Below are 20425 nucleotides of genomic sequence, written 5' to 3' on the forward strand. Positions count from 1 at the left end.
GTTCTTTTTTTCATTATAGATTGACTATTCGTACGGAAGACGGCAAAATAAAAGTATGCAAAATGAACGAACGCTCGATCAATTTAGTTTTTATTGATGTGAAACATCATCCGAATGGAGGGCATTCGATGAAAACGGTCATTGCAGGGGCAGCGCGTACCCCTTTTGGTAAGTTTGGTGGCTCTTTGAAAGCGCTATCGGCAGTAGAGCTCGGCTCCATTGTGATCAAGGAAGCGGTAGAGCGCGCTGGTATTTCCGGCGATCAGGTGGACGAAGTGATCATGGGTATGGTCTTGCAGGCAGGTGCGGGTCAGGTGCCCTCACGCCAGGCAGCTCGCAAAGCTGGTTTGCCGTGGAATGTAGCGAGTGAGACGATCAACAAAGTATGCGCGTCCGGGATGCGTGCAGTGACGATGGGGGACCAGATCATTCGGGCCGGAGACGGAGAAATCATCGTCGCTGGCGGCATGGAGAGCATGAGCAACGCACCGTATGCACTGCCAGATGCACGTAACGGAATGCGGATGGGAGATTCGACCGTTCGCGATCTCATGATGTACGACGGCCTCACTTGCCCGTTTCATCAAGTGGCGATGGCTGTTCACGGCAGCAATGTGGCGGAAGAGAACGGGATTACGCGAGAAGAGCAGGATGCGTGGGCGCTGCGCAGCCAGCAGAGAGCCGCACAAGCGATGGAAAAAGGACTTTTTGCCGACGAGCTTGTCTCGGTTTCCATTCCGCAAAGAAAAGGGGATCCGCTGCAAGTAACCGTCGATGAAGGACCACGTCCGGATACCACCGAGGAAGGATTGGCGAAGCTGCCACCCGTGTACAAAAAGGACGGAACAATCACGGCAGGCAATGCACCAGGAATCAACGACGGGGCGGCAGCAATGGTGCTGATGTCAGACGCGAAAGCACAACAGCTGGGCATCAAGCCGCTTGCGACGATACTGGGGCACGCCGCAGTCGGCGCAGAAGCTCCTTATATCGCGACAACTCCGGGGCTTGCGATCAACAAGCTCTTGGAAAAGACAGGTGTCTCGCTTTCGGAGATCGATCTATTTGAGGTAAACGAAGCGTTTGCCGCGGTGATTTTGACAAGTGGCAAAATCGTTGGCTGGGACGCAGAGAAAGTGAATGTAAACGGGGGAGCGATTGCGTTCGGACACCCGATTGGCGCGAGTGGGGCTCGGATCATTATGCACCTTGCTTATGAATTAAAAAGACGAGGCGGCGGCTTAGGGATCGCGGCCATTTGCAGTGGTGCCGCACAGGGTGACGCCATCTTGATTAAAGTAGAGTAAGGGAGGCCTTTTTACATGAACGTACAAACGATTATGGTCATCGGGGCAGGACAGATGGGCAGCGGGATTGCCCAAGTAGCGGCGCAGGCTGGCTTTCGCGTTTTTCTGAACGATGTCCAGCAAGCATTTGTAGAGCGCGGTCTGGCCACGATTACGAAAAACTTGTCACGCAACGTGGAAAAAGGCAAGCTCAGCGAAGCAGATAAGGAAGCGATTCTCGGCCGTTTGACACTGTCTACTGATCTGGCAGATGCGTCTGAAGCAGATTTTGTGGTAGAAGCGGTGACAGAAAACATGGCGGTCAAAACGCAAATCTTTTCCAAGCTGGATGAAGTATGTCCGCCGCATACGGTGCTCGCGAGCAATACATCCTCGCTGCCGATTACTGAGATTGCGGCAGTTACAAAGCGGCCGGAAAGAGTAATCGGGATGCATTTTATGAACCCCGTTCCAGTGATGAAGCTGGTTGAGATCATCCGTGGGCTGCAAACGTCCGATGAGGTCTATCAGCTGACAGAAGATTTGTCCAAACAAATGAGCAAGGTACCCGTGAGCGTCAACGATTTCCCAGGTTTTGTGTCCAATCGGGTACTGATGCCAATGTTGAATGAAGCGATTTATTGCGTGTACGAAGGAGTTGCAACACCGGAAGCGATCGATGAAGTGATGAAGCTGGGCATGAACCATCCGATGGGACCGCTTCAACTGGCTGATTTCATCGGGCTGGATACTTGCCTCTACATTATGGAAGTACTGCACGAAGGGTTCGGTGATTCGAAATACCGCCCATGCCCATTGCTGCGCAAGTACGTAAAAGCAGGATGGCTAGGCAAAAAATCCGGTCGTGGTTTCTACGTGTACAGCTAGCCGAAGATTTCGCAGAAAGGTAGGACGGACATGGATTTCCGATTGAACGAAGAGCAAGAGATGATGCGCCGCATGGTGCGAGACTTTGCCCAGAAAGAGATCGCACCATTCGTCCCGGTGATGGAGGAGACGGACCAGTTTCCACGTCAGATCCTCAAAAAGATGGGCGAAATGGGGCTCATGGGCATTCCAATCGCCGAAGAGTGGGGAGGAGCGGGAGCGGACTTTATTTCCTACATTTTGGCCATTCACGAGATTTCCAAGGTGAGTGCGACAGTAGGTGTCATTTTGTCCGTGCATACCTCCGTCGGGACGAATCCGATTCTCTACTTTGGTACCGAGGAGCAAAAACGCAAATACGTGACCAAGCTTGCGAGTGGGGAATACCTCGGAGCTTTTGCCTTGACTGAGCCGCATGCAGGTTCTGATGCGAGCAGTATCCGAACCACAGCCGTGAAAAAAGGCGATGAATACATCCTGAACGGAAACAAGGTGTTCATCACAAACGGCGGGGAGGCTGATACGTATATCGCCTTTGCCGTTACTGACTCGACAAAAGGACCCAAGGGAATATCGGCCTTTATCGTAGACAAGGATACCCCGGGCTTCACGGTTGGGAAAAAGGAAAAGAAGATGGGACTTCACGGTTCCTATACGACAGAGCTCATATTCGACAATGCCCGTGTACCGGCTGCCAACCTGCTTGGACAGGAAGGGGAAGGCTTCTGTATCGCGATGGCGAATCTGGATTCTGGTAGAATCGGGATTGCTGCACAAGCCCTTGGTATTTGCGAGGCCGCAGTCCAATACGCGACAGAGTACGCGCGGGAACGCAAGCAGTTCGGACAATCGATTGCCAAGCAGCAAGCCATCGCTTTCAAGCTGGCTGACATGGCGACAAAAGCAGAAGTAGCCCGATTGCTGGTATACCGAGCGGCGTGGCTGCGCAGTCAAGGAATTGCTTGTGGAATGGAAGCCTCGATGGCAAAACGCTTTGCCACAGACTCTGCGATGGAGCTCGCCACAGAAGCAGTACAAATCTTTGGCGGCTATGGCTACACCAGAGAATATCCGGTTGAGCGACTATTCCGGGATGCGAAAGTAACGCAAATCTATGAGGGCACCAACGAAATTCAGCGAATTGTTATCGCCAAGCATTTGCTTGCTGATTGATAGAAAAATGAAAAGCACATGGGGGAGTGAGCCATATGAATTTCCAACTGACGGAAGAACATGACATGATGCGCAAGATGATTCGCGACTTTGCAGAGAATCAAGTAGCTCCGACAGCAGCCGAGCGCGACGAAGAAGAGTGCTTTGATCGTTCCATTTTTGAACAAATGGCTGAGCTTGGACTGACAGGCATTCCTTGGCCCGAACAATACGGCGGAGCAGGTGCAGATTACCTGAGCTACGTTATTGCAGTGGAAGAACTCTCCCGTGTGGATGCCTCTATTGGGGTGACACTGTCTGCCCATGTCTCCTTGGCGAGCTGGCCGATTTACAAATTCGGGACAGAGGAGCAAAAGCAAAAGTTTTTGCGTCCATTGGCAGAAGGCAAGAAGATGGGCGCGTACTGTTTGACCGAGGCGGGATCTGGCTCCGATTCTGCTGGAATGCGCACGACAGCCGTACGCGATGGCGATCACTACATTTTAAATGGCACCAAAATCTTCATTACCAATGCAGGCGAAGCCGAAATCTACATCGTATTCGCGGTCACTCAACCAGAGCTGAAGCATAAGGGCATCACGGCTTTCATCGTTGAAAAAGGCATGGATGGCTTCACGATGGGGAAAAAGGAGAAAAAGCTGGGCATCCGTTCCTCGCCAACACTTGCGGTCAATTTTGAAGATGTGCGCGTGCCGGTAGAAAATAGACTGGGTGAAGAAGGTCAAGGCTTCAAGATCGCAATGATGACATTGGACGGTGGAAGAAACGGTATCGCTGCTCAAGCATTGGGAATTGCACAAGGTGCGTACGAGCATGCACGGAATTATGCCAAAGAACGCAGTCAGTTCGGCAAACCAATCGCTTCCTTGCAGGCAATCCAGTTCAAACTGGCAGACATGGCAACCAAGATCGAGGCATCCCGTTTGCTCACTTATCAAGCAGCGTGGCTGGAGGATCAAGGTCTACCATATGGCAAAGCATCTGCGATGTCCAAAGTATTTGCAGGGGATACGGCGATGGAAGTGACAACCGAGGCTGTTCAAGTTTTCGGAGGTTACGGCTACACGCGGGAGTATCCTGTGGAGCGCTTCATGCGTGATGCCAAAATTACACAAATCTATGAAGGAACAAATGAAATCCAACGTGTCGTGATCAGCAATTTCCTGCTAAAAGAGTAGGAAGCTGTCCCGTCTTCCAACACGATTACACACATAGAAAAGAAAAGTTTGGCTTTGTGCTCTTACTCGCGTATAATGATCTGCGATGATACAAAAGTAGAGTGTTTGCGCCTTCTTTTCTATGAGGCGTCTGACCAAACGCTCAGTCGGTTGGAAAGGTGGATTTTGGAGTGTCTGACAAGAGAAAAACGATACCGTCCCTGGTAAAGGACCCAAAACTGATCGAGAGAAGACGAGAGCAGATTATTGAGGCTGCCGTTCATCTCTTCATTAATAAAGGTTTTCATAAAACGACGACAAGGGAGATTGCCCGGGCGTCTGGATTTAGTATTGGTACGTTGTACGAGTATATCGAGTCAAAAGAAGACGTGCTTTATCTTGTTTGCGATGCCATTCATGCGGAGATGGAGACGCGCTTGCGTGAAGCGATCAACTTCAACGGAACTGGCTTGAAAACATTAAAGGTAGCACTAAAAAGTCTGATCCGCGTGATGGATCAGATGAGCGACCGCGTGTTGCTTATTTATCAGGAAGCCAAATCATTGCCAAAAGAAACACTCCGCTACGTATTGGGCCGTGAAGAAGCCATTTCGCATATTTTCGTGGAAATCCTGGAAAAAGGGATTGCCGATGGTTCGTTGCGCATTGACGAAAAGAACGTCAAGCTAATGGCGGACAATATCATGGTTTTGGGCGAAATGTGGGTCTTCCGCCGCTGGGCATTGAAAAAGCACTATACCATTGAGGAGTACACAGAGAAGCAAATTGCCCTGTTGCTTCGCGAAATCAGTGTCTCCGATTAAGAAGAGAGTTTAAAAAGTCTGGGAAACATAGGGTGCCAAGCATACTTCGCGTCTACCGCGCCTTGATCTGCTTGGCCCTGTTTTTCCGCCTTTTTAAACGTATAAAAAGGAGAGTGGAACGATGGAAACGGAAGTGTATCGTCCGCAAAACAAGGTTCGCTTTGTGACCGCAGCCAGTCTGTATGATGGTCACGACGCCTCGATTAATATCATGCGCCGTATTTTACAATCGTCGGGAGTAGAGGTTATCCATCTCGGACATAACCGCTCTGTTGACGATATTGTAACAGCCGCTGTCCAGGAGGATGTGCAAGGGATTGCCATCAGTTCCTATCAAGGCGGTCATGTGGAGTATTTCAAATACGTAATTGATCTATTACGCGAGCGGGGAGCAGAGCATATCCGTGTTTTTGGCGGCGGTGGCGGCGTTATCGTTCCACGCGAGATTCGGGAATTGGAAGAGTACGGAGTCTGTAAGATTTACTCGCCAGATGACGGCAGACGATTGGGCTTGCAGGGCATGATCAACGACATGATCAGACGCAGCGACTTCCCAACCGTCAAGCAGCTGGAGGAAGAAGTAGCAGGCTTGCGCGAGCAAAACCATCAGGCGATTGCCCGGCTTATTTCCGTTGCGGAGTATGCAGTGGACCAGCCCGAATGGACAGAGCCTCTCCGTGAAAGTTTAGTGGAAGCCGATTCAACCATACCGGTATTAGGGATTACAGGTACGGGTGGAGCAGGAAAAAGCTCATTAACCGATGAGCTTGTTCGTCGATTTATTCGCGTTTATCCCGAGAAGACGGTTGCAATCTTGTCTGTCGATCCATCCAAGCAAAAATCAGGTGGAGCGTTACTTGGTGACCGCATCCGCATGAATGCCAACTCGACACCCCGCGTTTATATGCGCAGTCTCGCTACTCGCAAATCAGGCATGGAGCTGTCTGCTGCATTAAAAGACGCGATTCAAGTAACGCGCTCTGCCCATTTTGATCTGATCATTGTGGAAACGAGCGGGATTGGTCAGGGGGATGCGCAGGTCACAGAAGTGTGCGACGTCTCCATGTATGTCATGACCAGTGAATTCGGGGCGCCATCTCAGCTGGAAAAGATTGATATGCTCGACTTCGCTGATGTGATCGCGATCAATAAATTTGAGCGCAAAGGCTCAGAGGACGCTCTTCGCGAGGTTCGCAAGCAATATCGACGCAATCATCAGCTTTTTGAGCTGCCGGATGAGAAGGTTCCTGTGTATGGTACGATTGCGAGCCAGTTTAACGACCCGGGAACAAATGTGTTGTTTGCTGCCTTGATGCATCGGATTGTAGAAAAGACTGGCGTTGACTGGTCTGTAGAGCATTTGGATACGACTCCCGTAAAGATTCATAAAACTTCGTTGATTCCGACAGAGAGAATCAATTATTTGCAAGACATTGCCAACACCGTTCGTCAATATCGTGCCTATACGGAAGAACAGTCAGCGATTGCACGCAAGCTTTTTCAGTTGCAGGGTGCGAAGGAAACAATTCTGGCCTCGGGAGATTCTGCGGCTTCCGAGCTGGTTGCGGTACTTGATAAACAAATCGTTCTCTTTGAAGAAAAGCTGCATCCGGAGTGCCGACGTATCCTGGAAAATTGGCCCAAGCTCAAGGAGGCCTATCGGAAGGATCAATTCGTCACGAAAATTCGCGACAAGGAATTGGTTACCAAGCTGTTCAGCGTATCTTTGTCGGGTACACGCATTTCAAAAGTAGCCGTCCCTGATTACGAGGATTGGGGCGAAATTTTAAAGTGGTCGTTAAAAGAAAATGTCCCGGGGGAATTCCCGTATACTGCAGGAGTATTTCCGTTTAAACGCGAGGGAGAAGACCCCAAGCGACAATTTGCAGGCGAAGGTACTCCAGAGCGGACGAACAGACGCTTTCACTTCCTGTCTCAAAATGATGAAGCGAAGCGACTCAGTACTGCTTTTGACTCGGTTACGCTGTATGGAGAGGACCCTGACTACCGCCCGGATATTTACGGGAAAATCGGTACGAGTGGGGTTAGCATTTGTACTTTGGATGACATGAAAAAGCTGTACGCCGGCTTTGATCTTTGTGCACCTAGCACCTCTGTGTCCATGACAATCAACGGTCCTGCTCCTATGATTTTGGCCATGTTCATGAATACGGCGATTGAGCAGCAGTTGGATGCCTTTGTTCAAAAAGAAGGGCGTCAGCCTACCGAAGAGGAAGCGAAGCAAATCAGAGCGTACACGCTGTCGACTGTTCGCGGAACCGTTCAGGCAGATATTTTGAAAGAGGATCAAGGGCAAAACACGTGTATCTTCTCGACAGAATTTGCCTTGCGGATGATGGGGGATATCCAGCAGTATTTTATCGACCATAAAGTGCGGAACTACTACTCCGTGTCCATTTCCGGCTATCATATTGCGGAGGCGGGGGCGAATCCGATTACGCAGCTTGCGTTTACGCTGTCTAACGGATTTACCTATGTCGAGTACTATTTGAGCCGCGGGATGAACATCGATGACTTTGCGCCGAACCTGTCCTTCTTCTTCTCCAATGGTCTCGATCCGGAATACACCGTGATTGGACGTGTGGCTCGCCGGATTTGGGCAACTGTGATGAAAAATCGTTATGGTGCAAATGACCGCAGTCAAAAGCTGAAGTACCACATTCAGACGTCCGGCCGTTCCTTGCACGCGCAGGAGATGGATTTCAACGATATCAGAACGACTTTGCAGGCCTTGATTGCGATTTACGACAACTGTAATTCTCTCCATACGAATGCATACGACGAAGCGATTACAACCCCGACTGAGAACTCTGTGCGACGGGCGATGGCGATTCAGATGATCATCAACAAGGAAATGGGACTCGCCAAAAACGAGAACCCGCTTCAAGGGGCATTCATCATCGATGAGCTGACAGATCTGGTAGAAGAGGCAGTTATGCAAGAGTTCGAGCGGATCAGTTCTCGCGGAGGCGTGCTGGGGGCAATGGAGACTCAATACCAGCGCGGCAAAATTCAAGACGAGTCCATGTATTACGAAATGAAAAAGCATACGGGTGAACTGCCAATTATTGGGGTGAACACGTTCATTAACCCGAATGCATCCGAGGACGATTACGAGATTGAATTGGCTCGCGCGACCGAAGAGGAAAAAGAACAGCAAATCATAAATCTCCGTGCGTTCCAGGAGCGCCACAAGGATGTTTCTGCGGCTGCACTCCGGCGCCTGCAGGAAGTGGCTATGGCGGGAGAGAACATCTTTGCCGAGCTGATGGAGACGGTAAAAGTAGCATCGCTTGGACAAATCAGTGCTGCCCTGTATGAAGTGGGTGGCCAATACCGCAGAAATATGTAAGACAAATCCCTCGGTAACGATTGCCGAGGGATGTCTTTGGTTTTGGTGTCGACAAGAATTAGTCAGCCCCTGTTTGAAAGCCTTGCATTTTCGTCTAAAATAAGGAATACTGTATGATAGCCTTCTTATGTTGTACGTTGTACAATCGAAGAAATCGATATCATTTATGAATGACTTATACAGGCCTGCGTCCCCCGAACAGGGCACCGGGTCAGTATTCAAATCAATCGTTTTCATATGGAAAGGACGTGCCCTGAGTGAGTCAATTGTTTGCTCATATTGATTCCGAGAAACTGAGTGAGATGGCGTTAGTTGACATTGCGTATGAAATTTTGCGTGAAACTAACCGCACTTACAACTTCCGCGAGCTGATGAATGAACTGGTTGCAGTGCGCAAGCTAACTGATGAACAACTCATGGCAATCATCGCGCAAGTATACACAGAAATTAACATTGATGGCCGTTTCGTGTGCCTTGGTGACAATGTATGGGGATTGAAACGTTGGTACCCAACTGACACCGTGGAGGAAACTCAAGAGGGTGGCGGAACGAAGAAGAAGAAAATCGTCACGGAAGACGACTTCGACGATTACGATACCGAAGACGAAGGTGTCGAAGAATACGAAGACGACGATGTTGTCATCTTTGAGGACGAAGAGGAATTCGTCGACGAAGATTCTGATATCGAAGAAGAAGAAATCGATGGAGAAATCGACGAGGAAGAACTCGAAGACGAAGAAGATGAGATGTTCGAAGAGGACGAAGAGCTTGAGGAAGAGGAATCCGACGAAGAGCTCGACGACGAAGACGAGAAATAGATCCTTGACTTCCGCTTAAGGGACAGATAAAATACTCCTTGGGCTTCACATGAAGAAGGATCAAATATGGGAAACTATAAAACAAAAGTGCCCCTACCCCATTTCTTTACGGGATAGGACTCGCTTTTGTTTTTCTTTTTTTTTGGAGCCGTCTTCATTCGATTTTTATAACAACTTAAGGGTGAGGGAAAGAGGGGACGTTAACGATGACGAAGTATATTTTTGTGACAGGCGGGGTTGTATCCTCGTTGGGAAAAGGAATTACAGCGGCTTCTCTGGGCCGACTCTTGAAAAATAGGGGTCTGAAGGTAACCATTCAGAAGTGTGACCCATACATCAACGTTGACCCGGGAACGATGAGTCCATATCAACACGGGGAAGTTTTCGTAACGGACGATGGTGCGGAAACAGACCTGGACTTGGGCCACTATGAGCGCTTTATCGATATCAACCTGAGCGCTAACTCCAATATGACGACGGGTAGAATTTACTCGACTGTCATCGCCAAAGAACGCCGTGGCGACTATTTGGGAGGAACCGTTCAAGTAATTCCTCACATCACGAACGAAATCAAAGATCGCATTTTCCGTGCAGGTCGCGAAACCGGGGCAGATGTAGTGATTACCGAGATCGGTGGAACTGTTGGGGATATCGAGAGCTTGCCATTCCTTGAATCCATTCGCCAGATCAAAAGTGACATCGGTCGTGAAAACGTCATGTACATCCACGTAACCCTGGTACCATATATCAAGGCAGCAGGTGAAATGAAAACCAAACCTACGCAACACAGCGTGAAAGAACTGCGCAGCTTGGGTATTCAACCAAATGTGATCGTGACACGTACGGAGCAACCGATGACGCAAGAAATGAAAGACAAGTTGGCTCTGTTCTGTGATATCGATAAAAACGCGGTAGTGGAATGTGTAGACGCTGATAGCCTTTACGATGTGCCACTGCAATTGCAGGCACAAGGATTGGACGATTACGTATGCCGCCACCTGGGGCTGACTTGCCAGGATGCGGATATGACAGAGTGGAAATCGCTCGTATCGAAAATCAAAAACCTGTCGAAAACGACTACCATTGCAATTGTTGGTAAATATGTAGAATTGCATGATGCTTACTTGTCCGTAGCAGAAGCGCTGTACCATGGTGGCTATGCGAACGACTCCAAAGTAGAAATCAAATGGGTGCACGCGGAAGAAGTTACGCCAGAAAATGTTGGCGAATTGCTCGGTGATGTAAATGGTATCCTCGTACCAGGCGGCTTTGGCGATCGTGGTATCGAAGGTAAAATCATCGCTACGCGCTATGCTCGTGAAAATAAAGTGCCATTCCTCGGAATTTGCCTGGGTATGCAAATCGCTGTGATCGAGTTCGCTCGCCACGTAGCGGGTATGGATGGAGCAAACAGCTCCGAGATCAACCCGAATACAGCGTATCCGGTGATTGACCTTTTGCCAGAGCAAAAAGATATCGAGGACAAGGGCGGTACAATGCGTCTGGGCCTCGGTCCAACCAAAGTGGAAGAAGGCACGCTGACTGAGGCTGCATACGGAAGCACTCTGGTTTATGAACGTCATCGTCATCGCTATGAAGTGAACAACGAATACCGTGATCAATTGGCGCAAATGGGCTTGCGTTTTGCGGGTACAACTCCAGATGGTCGTCTGGTTGAAATCGTGGAAGTTCCCGAACATCCATGGTATGTAGCGACACAGTTCCATCCAGAGTTCACATCCCGTCCGAACCGTCCACAGCCACTGTTCCGTGACTTCGTGAAGGCTTCCCTGAACAAATAACATAGATCGATAAATAGAAAGACGCACCCGCGATGTATTCGCAGGTGCGTCTTGTGCTTTTAGAAGCAGATCAATGGAACAAGGGTGATAGCCAGGCTACCCAGTAGGCGGCGGGAATGAGTAGGAATTGAGCCAAAATCGTTCCGATAAAACGTGAGATCATCAGCCACAGGTACATATCACGAATCGATTGCTGCGTGGTTTTCCCTTGCATTGCTTTTTCTGTCAAAAGGGCAATTTGCGGGTCTACCAGAATCGTCATGAAAATCGTGGCAAAACCGTTGATTAATCCGGAAGACATCAAAACGGTTGCTTTGTAATCGGGGGCTAGCAATGTCGCGTACAACACGGACAGTACGCTGCTTGTGTAGATGGCTGTCCCAAATGCATTTAATAACAGTAATCGTTTGGGAACGCCTTTGATTCGAAACCGAGAGATGGCTTGCCAGCTAGGAATCCGAACATGGTGGTGGACACGTCGGATGGTATCGACACTAACTGCCGTGCGAATCATTTGTGGAATCGAGCCAGCTATCTCCAAGTGCGAGATCATTCGTTTCGATATTTGGACAAAAGTGGGAAACAGTACAATAGCCGCCAAGGTTCCGAGCGAGGACGCTGCAATAATTACGTGCAAATGCGTGCTAGGATCAAAGTGTTCCATTGCAGCTTGATCCATCAATCCCCCAGTAAAGGGTCCTTGAATCAGGTTGGAAGTACGGGAGAGGAGCAATACGATCCCGACCAAAGACATCGCTACAGCAATCCTGCCCGTTTGTACCCCTGCAAAACGGATTCCGTAGGTAAGTGTCTCTGTCGTATGGATAATAAATGTTAACAAGCAAATCAGCCACAGAGCATCCATAGTAAGTATCTGGCTCCTTGTGTGTAGGGGAAATTGGTTTTTCCATTATACTCGAAATGAGGCCCATGGGAAATTTTAAGTTGACGTTTAGCAAAAAAGGTGAAGGAGTTTCCTGATTTTAGGCGAACCCATAATAATTAAGAAAACGCATTCGTCAGGGGGGAATCAGATTGTTCGACAAACAAGATAAAAAGGTACTGGTTGTGGATGACCAGTATGGGATTCGCATTTTACTGTATGAGGTGCTGGGAAAAGAAGGGTACAAGACCTTTCAGGCAGCAAACGGGAAAATGGCATTGGAAATCGTGGAAAAAGAATCACCAGATTTGGTTATCCTCGACATGAAGATCCCTGGGATGGATGGTATTGAGATCTTGAAACACATCAAGAAGATCAATCAGGAAATCAAAGTCATCATGATGACAGCTTACGGAGAGCTGGACATGATCAAAGAAGCAACACAACTGGGAGCATTGACTCATTTTACAAAGCCTTTTGATATCGATGAACTACGAATGGCAGTACATCAGCAATTAGCTTGTTAGAAACAGACTGCAAAGGTCAGGGTACAAGCGTCCCTGTTAACAAATGCTTGTCTGTGGTATAATAAGCCACATGACTGAAGTCTGCTAGAGGAGGATTTACAAAATGCCACTGGTACCTATGACCGCTTTTACCGAAGACGTCAAAAAGCATAAATACGCCGTCGGACAATTTAACCTGAACAATCTGGAGTTTACTCAAGCGATTACGGAAGCTGCGATGGAAGAAAAATCGCCTGTGATCTTTGGTGTTTCTGAGGGTGCATTGAAATACATGGGGATCGATTATACAGTAGCGATTGCAAAAGTGGCTGCTGAACGAGCAGGAGTTCCTGTTGCTTTGCATCTTGACCATGGTAGCAATTTTGACATGGTAATGAAGTGCATTCGTGCTGGGTTCTCTTCTGTTATGTTCGATGGTTCCCATCATTCGTTTGAAGATAACCTTCGCCTGACCAAACAGGTTGTAGAGGCTGCTCACGCTGTTGGCGTATCGGTAGAAGGTGAACTCGGTACCATCGGCGGGGTGGAAGACGACTTGTCTGTTGACGAGGAAGATGCCACTCTGGCAAATCCTGAGGAAGCAATCCGCTTCTGGGAAGAAACAAAAGTAGACTACGTAGCGATTGCTGTAGGTACAGCACACGGTATGTACAAAGGAGTTCCAAAAATCCGCTACGACATTATCGAAAAAGTAGCGAGCAATATTGGAGCGCCGATCGTTCTTCACGGTGGTTCCGGCGTACCAGACGAAGCGATTATCGAATCCATCCGTTTGGGCGTAGGAAAAATCAATGTAAATACAGAAAGCCAAGTCGCATGCACGGAAACAGTTCGCAAAGTGCTGGCTGCCAAGCCGAATGAGATCGACCCACGCAAATACCTGGGCCCTGCTCGCGATGCGATCAAGGAAGTAGTCAAAGGAAAAATGCGCCTGTTCGGAAGCAGCAACCGCGCGTAACTGGGAGGATAATCATGCGTTTTTTGATCGATACAGCAAACGTTGAAGAAATTCGCGAGATTCACGAATGGGGAGTTCTGGCGGGCGTAACGACAAATCCGTCTCTGGTTGCCAAAGAAGGACGCGATTTTGTTGAAACCCTGAAAGAAATTCTCGATATTGTTGACGGTCCGATCAGTGCCGAAGTCATCAGTACCGATGCAAAAGGCATGATCGAAGAGGGAGAGAAGCTCGCTGCTCTCTCGAAAAACATCGTCATCAAGCTGCCAATGACCGCAGAAGGTTTGAAGGCAACCAAGTATTTTGCCAAGCGCAAAATCAGAACAAACGTAACACTGGTGTTCTCCGCGAACCAGGCACTTTTGGCTGCGCGCGCAGGTGCGAGCTTCGTGTCTCCGTTCCTGGGACGCTTGGATGATATTGGTCAAGATGGTATGCAATTGATCGAAGATATTGCAGAAATCTTTTCTGTTCACGGTATCGACACCGAAATCATTGCGGCATCTGTGCGCCACCCTGTTCACGTAACGGAGGCAGCCCGCCGTGGTTCTCACTTCGCTACCATTCCAGCGAAAGTCTTCAAACAACTCATTGCCCACCCACTGACAGACAGTGGCTTGGAGAAATTCCTCGCTGACTGGGCAAGCATGCAAAAATAAGGACACGTGTTGAAAGTCCAAGCACCTTTTCCATTGGGGAAGGTGCTTCTTTCCCGATTACGCCTGAGGAGAGCAAAGCATGGATAAGCTGATCATCAACGGTGGAAAACCGCTCGCGGGGACGGTGACCATCAGCGGAGCAAAAAACAGCGCGGTCGCACTCATTCCAGCAGCGTTGCTGGCAGATGGACCCGTTGTTATTGAGAATCTCCCCCGTATTCAGGATGTAGGTATTTATCACGAGCTCTTGCAGGAAATGGGAGCTGACGTGCTGTTCGAAGAAGATTGGATGGAAGTAGACGGACGCAGTATGAGGCTGATGCTCATGCCAAATGGTCGCATCAAAAAGCTTCGTGCCTCGTACTATTTGTGGGGAGCTTTGCTCGCCAAGTTCGGTGAAGCCCAGGTAGGCTTGCCAGGTGGCTGTGATTTGGGCCCGCGTCCAGTAGATTTGCATATCAAAGGCTTTGAAGCGATGGGCGCCGAAGTGGAGAACAAAAACGGCGTCATGACTATCCGTGCCCAAAATGGACGTTTGCAGGGTGCGCGAATTTATCTCGATCTGGTCAGTGTTGGTGCGACCATTAACATCATGCTGGCTGCTGCCAAAGCAGACGGTGTGACCATTATTGAAAACGCCGCCCGTGAGCCTGAGATCGTCGATGTAGCAACCTTGCTCAACAATATGGGAGCAAACATCAAAGGGGCAGGAACGGACATGATCCGCATTCAAGGCGTCGAACGCTTGCGCGGATGCCGTCATACGATTATCCCCGATCGAATCGAAGCGGGGACGTACATGATTGCGGCAGCGGCTACCAACGGCAATGTGATGGTGGAGAATGTTATTCCGAAACATTTGGAGTCTGTAACGGCCAAGCTGCGCGAAATTGGTGTGCACGTGGTAGAGCAGGATGACAGTATTCAAGTCATCGGACATGATTCTTATCGATCAATCGATGTGAAAACGAGTCCGTATCCGGGTTTTCCAACGGATCTCCAGCAGCCGATCACGACCTTGCTGACTCTTGCCAAAGGCTCAAGCATCGTGACGGACAATATTTACAGCTCGCGTTTTCGACATGTAGATGAACTGCGCCGTATGGGAGCTTCCTTGAAGATTGAAGGAAGATCGGCTGTCATCGAAGGCGGAAGCAAACTGAATGGTGCCAAGGTGGTGGCTTCAGATTTGCGTGCGGGAGCAGCTTTGTTCATTGCCGGCCTGGCAACGAACGGCACGACAGAATTAGAAGGACTCGAACATATAGATCGTGGCTACGAAAACCTGGTGGGCAAGTTGCAAGCCTTGGGGGCCGACATTACTCGTGTGGGCCTGCAAAGCATGGAAAACCACCAGCGTTAACCAATCACCAGGAGAGGAGTCTTCCAGAATGGAACGCAGTTTAACACTTGAATTGGTACGTGTGACTGAAGCCGCTGCTTTGGCTTCTGCCAGTTGGATGGGTCTCGGAAAAAAAGATGAGGCTGATGATGCGGCAACGACCGCAATGCGCAATGAATTTATGAAAGTGCCGATGGATGGCGTCGTAGTAATTGGCGAGGGCGAAATGGACGAAGCGCCAATGCTTTACATCGGTGAGCGTCTGGGCCAGGGAGTGGCTCCAGCAGTCGATGTGGCTGTAGACCCTTTGGAGGGAACAAATATCCTTGCAAAAGGTACGTGGGGAGCGATTTCGGTCATTGCTATCGCAGACCGCGGAAATTTGTTGCATGCTCCTGACATGTATATGGAGAAAATGGCAGTAGGGCCTAAAGCAGTGGGTAAGGTCGATATCAACGCACCGGTTCGCGATAACCTGAAGGCGGTAGCACAGGCACAAGGGAAAGATATCAGCGATTTGGTCGCTATTGTACTTGACCGTGATCGCCACTCCAAGGTGATCCACGAGATTCGTGAGGCAGGCGCGCGTATTCGCCTCATCTCTGACGGAGACGTAGCGGCTGCGATCAATACCGCTTTCCCGGATACAGGTGTAGACATTTTGTTCGGTTCTGGAGGAGCTCCTGAAGGTGTTCTGGCAGCAGTTGCCTTGAAATGCCTCGGGGGAGAAATTCAGGGCAAGCTCTTGCCACAAAATGAAGATGAGATTAAACGCTGTGTCAAAATGGGATTGACGAACCCTCATCAAGTACTGTTCATGGATGATTTGGTCAAAGGTGATGACGCTATTTTTGCAGCGACAGGTGTAACGGATGGCGAGTTGCTCAAAGGGGTTCGCTTCCAGGGAACTCGTGCGACGACCAATTCCGTTGTTATGCGTGCAAAAACCGGAACGGTACGCTTCATTGAAGGGAACCACCGCTTGGAACGCAAGCCGATGAAAGGTTTGTAAGAAAATCATTTTCGCATCTATTTGTTGAGCTAGGTTTTTTCAAGAGTAAATAAAGAGTGGTGGATGTATGTTACTTTCTGAACTAGAAGAAAAGAAGCTGACCGACCTCTATAAGTTGGCCAAGGAATACCATATTCCGTACTACTCCCAGCTGAAGAAGAAGGAATTGATTTTCGCGATTCTTCGGGCACGAGCGGAGCGGGATGGTCTCATGTTTATGGAGGGGGTTCTCGAAATTTTGCCGGAGGGATACGGCTTCCTCCGCCCCATTAACTATCTCCCCAGCTCAGAAGATATCTACATTTCCCAGTCGCAGATTCGCCGTTTTGATCTGCGGATGGGGGATGTGGTATCAGGAAAAGCAAGACCACCGAAGGAGAATGAACGTTATTTTGGGCTCCTTCAAGTAGAGGCTGTGAACGGAGAAGACCCTGAGATAGCCGCAGAGCGTCTTCATTTCCCCGCTTTGACACCGTTGTATCCTCAAACCAAGCTCGTACTGGAGACAGCCCCTACACGTGTTTCCACTCGCCTGATGGATCTTCTCTCTCCTGTTGGACTGGGTCAGCGTGGATTGATTGTGGCTCCGCCAAAAGCGGGGAAAACCATGCTGATCAAAGAAATTGCCAACAGCATTACCGAAAGCCGCCCGGATATCCACTTGTTTGTCTTGCTCATTGATGAGCGCCCGGAAGAGGTGACGGATATGCAGCGATCTGTCAAAGGAGAGGTAGTTGCCTCGACTTTTGACGAGTTGCCTGAGAATCACATCAAAGTTGCTGAGCTTGTCTTGGAGCGTGCAAAGCGACTGGTTGAGCACAAAAAAGACGTGGTGATCCTGCTGGATTCCATTACACGTCTCGCTCGTGCTTACAACTTGGTTATTCCTCCAAGTGGTCGAACGTTGTCCGGTGGTATTGATCCGGCAGCCTTCCATCGTCCGAAGCGCTTTTTTGGTTCAGCGCGCAATATTGAAGAAGGCGGCAGCTTGACCATTTTGGCGACTGCTTTGGTTGAGACCGGCTCCCGTATGGACGATGTGATTTATGAGGAGTTTAAAGGAACCGGAAACATGGAGCTTCATTTGGATCGCAAGCTGGCGGAGCGCAGGATTTTCCCGGCGATCGATATCCGCCGTTCGGGTACGCGCCGCGAAGAGCTTCTGCTCACCAAAGAAGAGCTGGATAAGCTGTGGATGATCCGGAAAAACATGAATGAAACAAATGAGTTTGTCGACTCCTTTATTAAAAAGTTGGCAGATACAAAAACAAACGAAGAATTTTTGCAAACCCTTGAGTCTAAGCAACAGGGAAGAGGGAAAGCAGCTAGCACGACGGTGAGTTCATGATGACTCACCGTCATTTTTTTTGTGGCGTTGGCATACCGTTAGGAAGGGAGCTGGAAAAGAAGGAGGAGATGCTTAGTGGAGTACGTGCAAGTTAGCGCTCCGGTGGAGTCACAGATGGAAGCGAAACAAGCAGTCGTGGAGCAAGCGCTATTTCAAGCGTTTAATCCCTATGCCAGTCTGACTTCACCTGCACCAGCAACGAAAGGAAATTCAGTGGTGTACGCTGTTCGGCAAGGAGATACGCTATCTGGTATTGCCCAGCGATACGGTCTTTCTCTAAAAAACCTGGTAGAAGCGAATAGTATTACGAATCCCCATCTGGTAAGCGTGGGCATGAAGCTGATCATCAAGCGTGATGAAGTCGGACATATGGTGAAAAAAGGAGAAACACTGGATTACATAGCAAGGCGGTACGGTGTGAGTCGGGAATCGTTAATCGAACGAAACCCGCTGCTAAAATGGCTGTCGGACAACCTGTATGTAGGACAGGTCGTGTATGTCCCTATCGCAAAAGGCAATCCGATGTTGGGCAACGACCCGGAGCAGAAGCGAAGTGCCGTTCATGCAGCAAGTCGGCAAGTCATCACGAGGATTCGCGGCGGTCTAAGTTGGCCTGTCAGAGAAGCAACGATTACAAGCGGATTTGGAGAACGTTGGGGAAAAACACACAAGGGTGTGGATTTGTGGAATGAACATGAATCAAAGACCCCGATTTTGGCAGCGAGAGCAGGAGTGGTTGTGGAGGCTGGCGCCAATCGGTCAGGGTATGGGCGGATGGTCGTGATTGATCACGGAGATGGCTTGCAAACCTTTTATGCCCATATGCGTCTGTTGCTGGTGTCACCTGGTCAAACCGTAGAAGCAGGTGAGATATTGGGATACATGGGGCAAACGGGTAACTCTACGGGCTACCATTTGCACTTTGAAGTGCGGCAGGATGATGTGCCGATCAATCCACTTCCCTATCTTGGCAGGTAACCCTATACAATTTACATTGCTTTTTCAATGCGATACAATGGGCAAAGCAAAGAAGCGAGGCGATTTTCCCATGTATTTAGTTTACGCAGATGAAAAAGGCAATGTATACGACCACCCAGGTCTTTTTGCAGTGGCTCGTAACGGAGATATATTGACAGAAATTCTGGAAGAAGAACTGATCCCGCTCCCGGAAGGATCGACGTTGGTCAGTTTGCCAGACACCGAGCCGATCGGAATGGACCCCGACACAGGTGAAATGGTCAAGTTGGATGGCTGTACAGCAGTAGGTGCACTTGTGCCACAAGGCATTACAAGGCTCTTGCTGCCAGGCTACGTGAAAACGAACAAGGAAAGCAAGCTGCCTCTGTTTGGCTACTCCGCAGTCGTCTGGAAGGATAACCGTTTTTGGGTAACGGGGCGCGCGAGTGACGATATTTACAAATGGGACCCGTTGAACTTCCCGATGGATGAACTGCGCCAGCGAGTGGCAAAGACGTTGGAGACGTTTCCGCAAAACCGCATTTTGAACCACTTGTCCCACTGTGCGTTGGAGTACGAATGCTTGACGGCCTCCAATAACTTTTTCAACCGCTGGGAAGGCAGCTTGCCTGTTTCCTATACCTGTAATGCGGGTTGTTACGGCTGTATTTCCGAGCAACCAGATGACAGTGGGTTCCCTTCTCCACAGACGCGGATGAACTTCAAACCGACAGAGGACGAGCTGGTGGAAGTCATGCTACACCACTTGAAGACACCGGAGAGCATCATAAGCTTTGGACAGGGCTGTGAGGGTGAGCCTTCTACGATGGCTTCGATCATTGTGCCTGCTATGCGTCGCGTACGGGAAACGACAGATATGGGCTTTATCAACATCAATACGAATGCAGGCTTGACGGATCATATCAAAGGCATTGTCGACGCCGGACTTGATCTGATGCGCGTGAGTATTATCAGTGCGATTGACGAACACTATCATGCATACTACCGCCCGCGCAACTACACATTGGAAAATGTAGCACGTTCTGCTGAGTACGCGGCATCCAAGGGTGTGTATACGTCCATTAACTACTTGTGCTTCCCTGGTGTGTTTGACCGCGAAGAGGAAATGGAAGCGATGATCGAGTTCATCCGCAGAACAGGCATTAAGCTGATCCAGTTGCGAAATCTGAATATCGATCCAGAGAGCTACTTGGCGATGATTCCAAAAGCGCAAGGCGAAGTGTTCGGCATGAAGCAAGCTATCGAAATTTATCAGCAGGAGCTGCCAGATGTCGTTATCGGTTCGTTTACACATATTCCTCCGGATCAACTCCAGGGCAGGAAAAACATGGCGTAATCGGCCAACCAGTTGCATTTCAACAGTGTTTCATGCTACTATCTGATATGTGTTTATATAA

Annotated in this window: 17 protein-coding genes; 16 read left to right on the top strand and 1 reads right to left on the bottom strand. The window is 49.3% G+C overall.

All coding sequences use genetic code 11. The features are described from left to right. Nucleotides 1–128: 128 nt before the first annotated feature. The 8 genes from KB186_RS15085 to KB186_RS15120 all read left to right on the top strand — a co-directional run bounded on the left by KB186_RS15085 (nucleotide 129) and on the right by KB186_RS15120 (nucleotide 11321). Nucleotides 129–1307, top strand: a complete 1179-nt coding sequence (locus KB186_RS15085; protein ID WP_173610437.1) for an acetyl-CoA C-acetyltransferase — start codon at nucleotides 129–131, stop codon at nucleotides 1305–1307. Nucleotides 1308–1322: 15 nt separating this feature from the next. After that, nucleotides 1323–2174: a 3-hydroxybutyryl-CoA dehydrogenase gene (locus tag KB186_RS15090; RefSeq protein ID WP_173610438.1), complete on the top strand. Its 852-nt coding sequence runs from the start codon at nucleotides 1323–1325 to the stop codon at nucleotides 2172–2174. Between the two features lie 30 nt (nucleotides 2175–2204). Next, nucleotides 2205–3347: an acyl-CoA dehydrogenase gene (locus KB186_RS15095; RefSeq protein ID WP_173610439.1), complete on the top strand. Its 1143-nt coding sequence runs from the start codon at nucleotides 2205–2207 to the stop codon at nucleotides 3345–3347. A 35-nt stretch (nucleotides 3348–3382) separates the two neighbouring features. Continuing rightward, nucleotides 3383–4525 carry an acyl-CoA dehydrogenase gene (locus KB186_RS15100; protein WP_016740159.1) on the top strand — a complete coding sequence of 381 codons (1143 nt, stop codon included), beginning with the start codon at nucleotides 3383–3385 and terminating at the stop codon, nucleotides 4523–4525. 170 nt (nucleotides 4526–4695) lie between these two features. Next, nucleotides 4696–5328 carry a TetR/AcrR family transcriptional regulator gene (locus tag KB186_RS15105; RefSeq protein WP_007725542.1) on the top strand — a complete coding sequence of 211 codons (633 nt, stop codon included), beginning with the start codon at nucleotides 4696–4698 and terminating at the stop codon, nucleotides 5326–5328. A gap of 121 nt (nucleotides 5329–5449) precedes the next feature. Next, the gene (gene icmF, locus KB186_RS15110; RefSeq protein WP_232773911.1) at nucleotides 5450–8701 is read left to right on the top strand and encodes a fused isobutyryl-CoA mutase/GTPase IcmF; all 3252 of its coding nucleotides are present in this window, start codon (nucleotides 5450–5452) and stop codon (nucleotides 8699–8701) included. Between the two features lie 257 nt (nucleotides 8702–8958). Continuing rightward, nucleotides 8959–9519, top strand: a complete 561-nt coding sequence (gene rpoE / locus KB186_RS15115) for a DNA-directed RNA polymerase subunit delta (RefSeq protein WP_173610442.1) — start codon at nucleotides 8959–8961, stop codon at nucleotides 9517–9519. A gap of 206 nt (nucleotides 9520–9725) precedes the next feature. Further along, nucleotides 9726–11321 (top strand): CTP synthase, encoded by a 1596-nt coding sequence (locus KB186_RS15120; protein ID WP_173610443.1) that lies wholly within the window; start codon nucleotides 9726–9728, stop codon nucleotides 11319–11321. 70 nt (nucleotides 11322–11391) lie between these two features. On the opposite strand, the gene KB186_RS15125 is transcribed toward KB186_RS15120, so the two are convergent. Continuing rightward, nucleotides 11392–12186, bottom strand: a complete 795-nt coding sequence (locus KB186_RS15125; protein ID WP_173610444.1) for a lipid II flippase Amj family protein — start codon at nucleotides 12184–12186, stop codon at nucleotides 11392–11394. A gap of 170 nt (nucleotides 12187–12356) precedes the next feature. Between KB186_RS15125 and KB186_RS15130 the strand changes: the two genes are divergently transcribed. The 8 genes from KB186_RS15130 (at nucleotide 12357) to KB186_RS15165 (ending at nucleotide 20364) form a co-directional block, all read left to right on the top strand. Then, nucleotides 12357–12731: a response regulator gene (locus KB186_RS15130; RefSeq protein WP_007725537.1), complete on the top strand. Its 375-nt coding sequence runs from the start codon at nucleotides 12357–12359 to the stop codon at nucleotides 12729–12731. A gap of 103 nt (nucleotides 12732–12834) precedes the next feature. Continuing rightward, complete coding sequence (fba, locus tag KB186_RS15135) at nucleotides 12835–13689, top strand: class II fructose-1,6-bisphosphate aldolase (RefSeq protein WP_016740164.1); 855 nt, start codon at nucleotides 12835–12837, stop codon at nucleotides 13687–13689. A 14-nt stretch (nucleotides 13690–13703) separates the two neighbouring features. Continuing rightward, nucleotides 13704–14348 carry a fructose-6-phosphate aldolase gene (gene fsa, locus KB186_RS15140; RefSeq protein WP_015893657.1) on the top strand — a complete coding sequence of 215 codons (645 nt, stop codon included), beginning with the start codon at nucleotides 13704–13706 and terminating at the stop codon, nucleotides 14346–14348. Nucleotides 14349–14427: 79 nt separating this feature from the next. Beyond that, nucleotides 14428–15711: a UDP-N-acetylglucosamine 1-carboxyvinyltransferase gene (locus KB186_RS15145; RefSeq protein WP_173610445.1), complete on the top strand. Its 1284-nt coding sequence runs from the start codon at nucleotides 14428–14430 to the stop codon at nucleotides 15709–15711. Between the two features lie 28 nt (nucleotides 15712–15739). After that, entirely contained in the window at nucleotides 15740–16702 is a 963-nt protein-coding gene (gene glpX, locus KB186_RS15150; protein WP_173610446.1) for a class II fructose-bisphosphatase, read from the top strand. Nucleotides 16703–16769: 67 nt separating this feature from the next. Further along, the gene (rho, locus tag KB186_RS15155) at nucleotides 16770–18050 is read left to right on the top strand and encodes a transcription termination factor Rho (RefSeq protein ID WP_173610447.1); all 1281 of its coding nucleotides are present in this window, start codon (nucleotides 16770–16772) and stop codon (nucleotides 18048–18050) included. A gap of 75 nt (nucleotides 18051–18125) precedes the next feature. Continuing rightward, nucleotides 18126–19028 carry a M23 family metallopeptidase gene (locus KB186_RS15160; protein WP_173610448.1) on the top strand — a complete coding sequence of 301 codons (903 nt, stop codon included), beginning with the start codon at nucleotides 18126–18128 and terminating at the stop codon, nucleotides 19026–19028. A 70-nt stretch (nucleotides 19029–19098) separates the two neighbouring features. Then, complete coding sequence (locus KB186_RS15165) at nucleotides 19099–20364, top strand: radical SAM family protein (protein WP_232773912.1); 1266 nt, start codon at nucleotides 19099–19101, stop codon at nucleotides 20362–20364. Nucleotides 20365–20425: the final 61 nt, after the last annotated feature.

This window comes from Brevibacillus sp. AF8 (genome assembly GCF_021270385.1).
In the GTDB taxonomy this organism is placed as follows: domain Bacteria; phylum Bacillota; class Bacilli; order Brevibacillales; family Brevibacillaceae; genus Brevibacillus.

Bases quoted from the DNA above. Each gene is read 5' to 3' on its own strand.
- KB186_RS15085 (WP_173610437.1), top strand. From the start codon at position 129: ATGAAAACGGTCATTGCAGGGGCAGCGCGTACCCCTTTTGGTAAGTTT.
- KB186_RS15165 (WP_232773912.1), top strand. From the start codon at position 19,099: ATGTATTTAGTTTACGCAGATGAAAAAGGCAATGTATACGACCACCCA.
- KB186_RS15120 (WP_173610443.1), top strand. From the start codon at position 9,726: ATGACGAAGTATATTTTTGTGACAGGCGGGGTTGTATCCTCGTTGGGA.
- icmF (WP_232773911.1), top strand. From the start codon at position 5,450: ATGGAAACGGAAGTGTATCGTCCGCAAAACAAGGTTCGCTTTGTGACC.
- KB186_RS15090 (WP_173610438.1), top strand. From the start codon at position 1,323: ATGAACGTACAAACGATTATGGTCATCGGGGCAGGACAGATGGGCAGC.
- KB186_RS15145 (WP_173610445.1), top strand. From the start codon at position 14,428: ATGGATAAGCTGATCATCAACGGTGGAAAACCGCTCGCGGGGACGGTG.
- rho (WP_173610447.1), top strand. From the start codon at position 16,770: ATGTTACTTTCTGAACTAGAAGAAAAGAAGCTGACCGACCTCTATAAG.
- KB186_RS15095 (WP_173610439.1), top strand. From the start codon at position 2,205: ATGGATTTCCGATTGAACGAAGAGCAAGAGATGATGCGCCGCATGGTG.
- glpX (WP_173610446.1), top strand. From the start codon at position 15,740: ATGGAACGCAGTTTAACACTTGAATTGGTACGTGTGACTGAAGCCGCT.
- fba (WP_016740164.1), top strand. From the start codon at position 12,835: ATGCCACTGGTACCTATGACCGCTTTTACCGAAGACGTCAAAAAGCAT.
- KB186_RS15100 (WP_016740159.1), top strand. From the start codon at position 3,383: ATGAATTTCCAACTGACGGAAGAACATGACATGATGCGCAAGATGATT.
- fsa (WP_015893657.1), top strand. From the start codon at position 13,704: ATGCGTTTTTTGATCGATACAGCAAACGTTGAAGAAATTCGCGAGATT.
- KB186_RS15125 (WP_173610444.1), bottom strand. From the start codon at position 12,186: ATGGATGCTCTGTGGCTGATTTGCTTGTTAACATTTATTATCCATACG.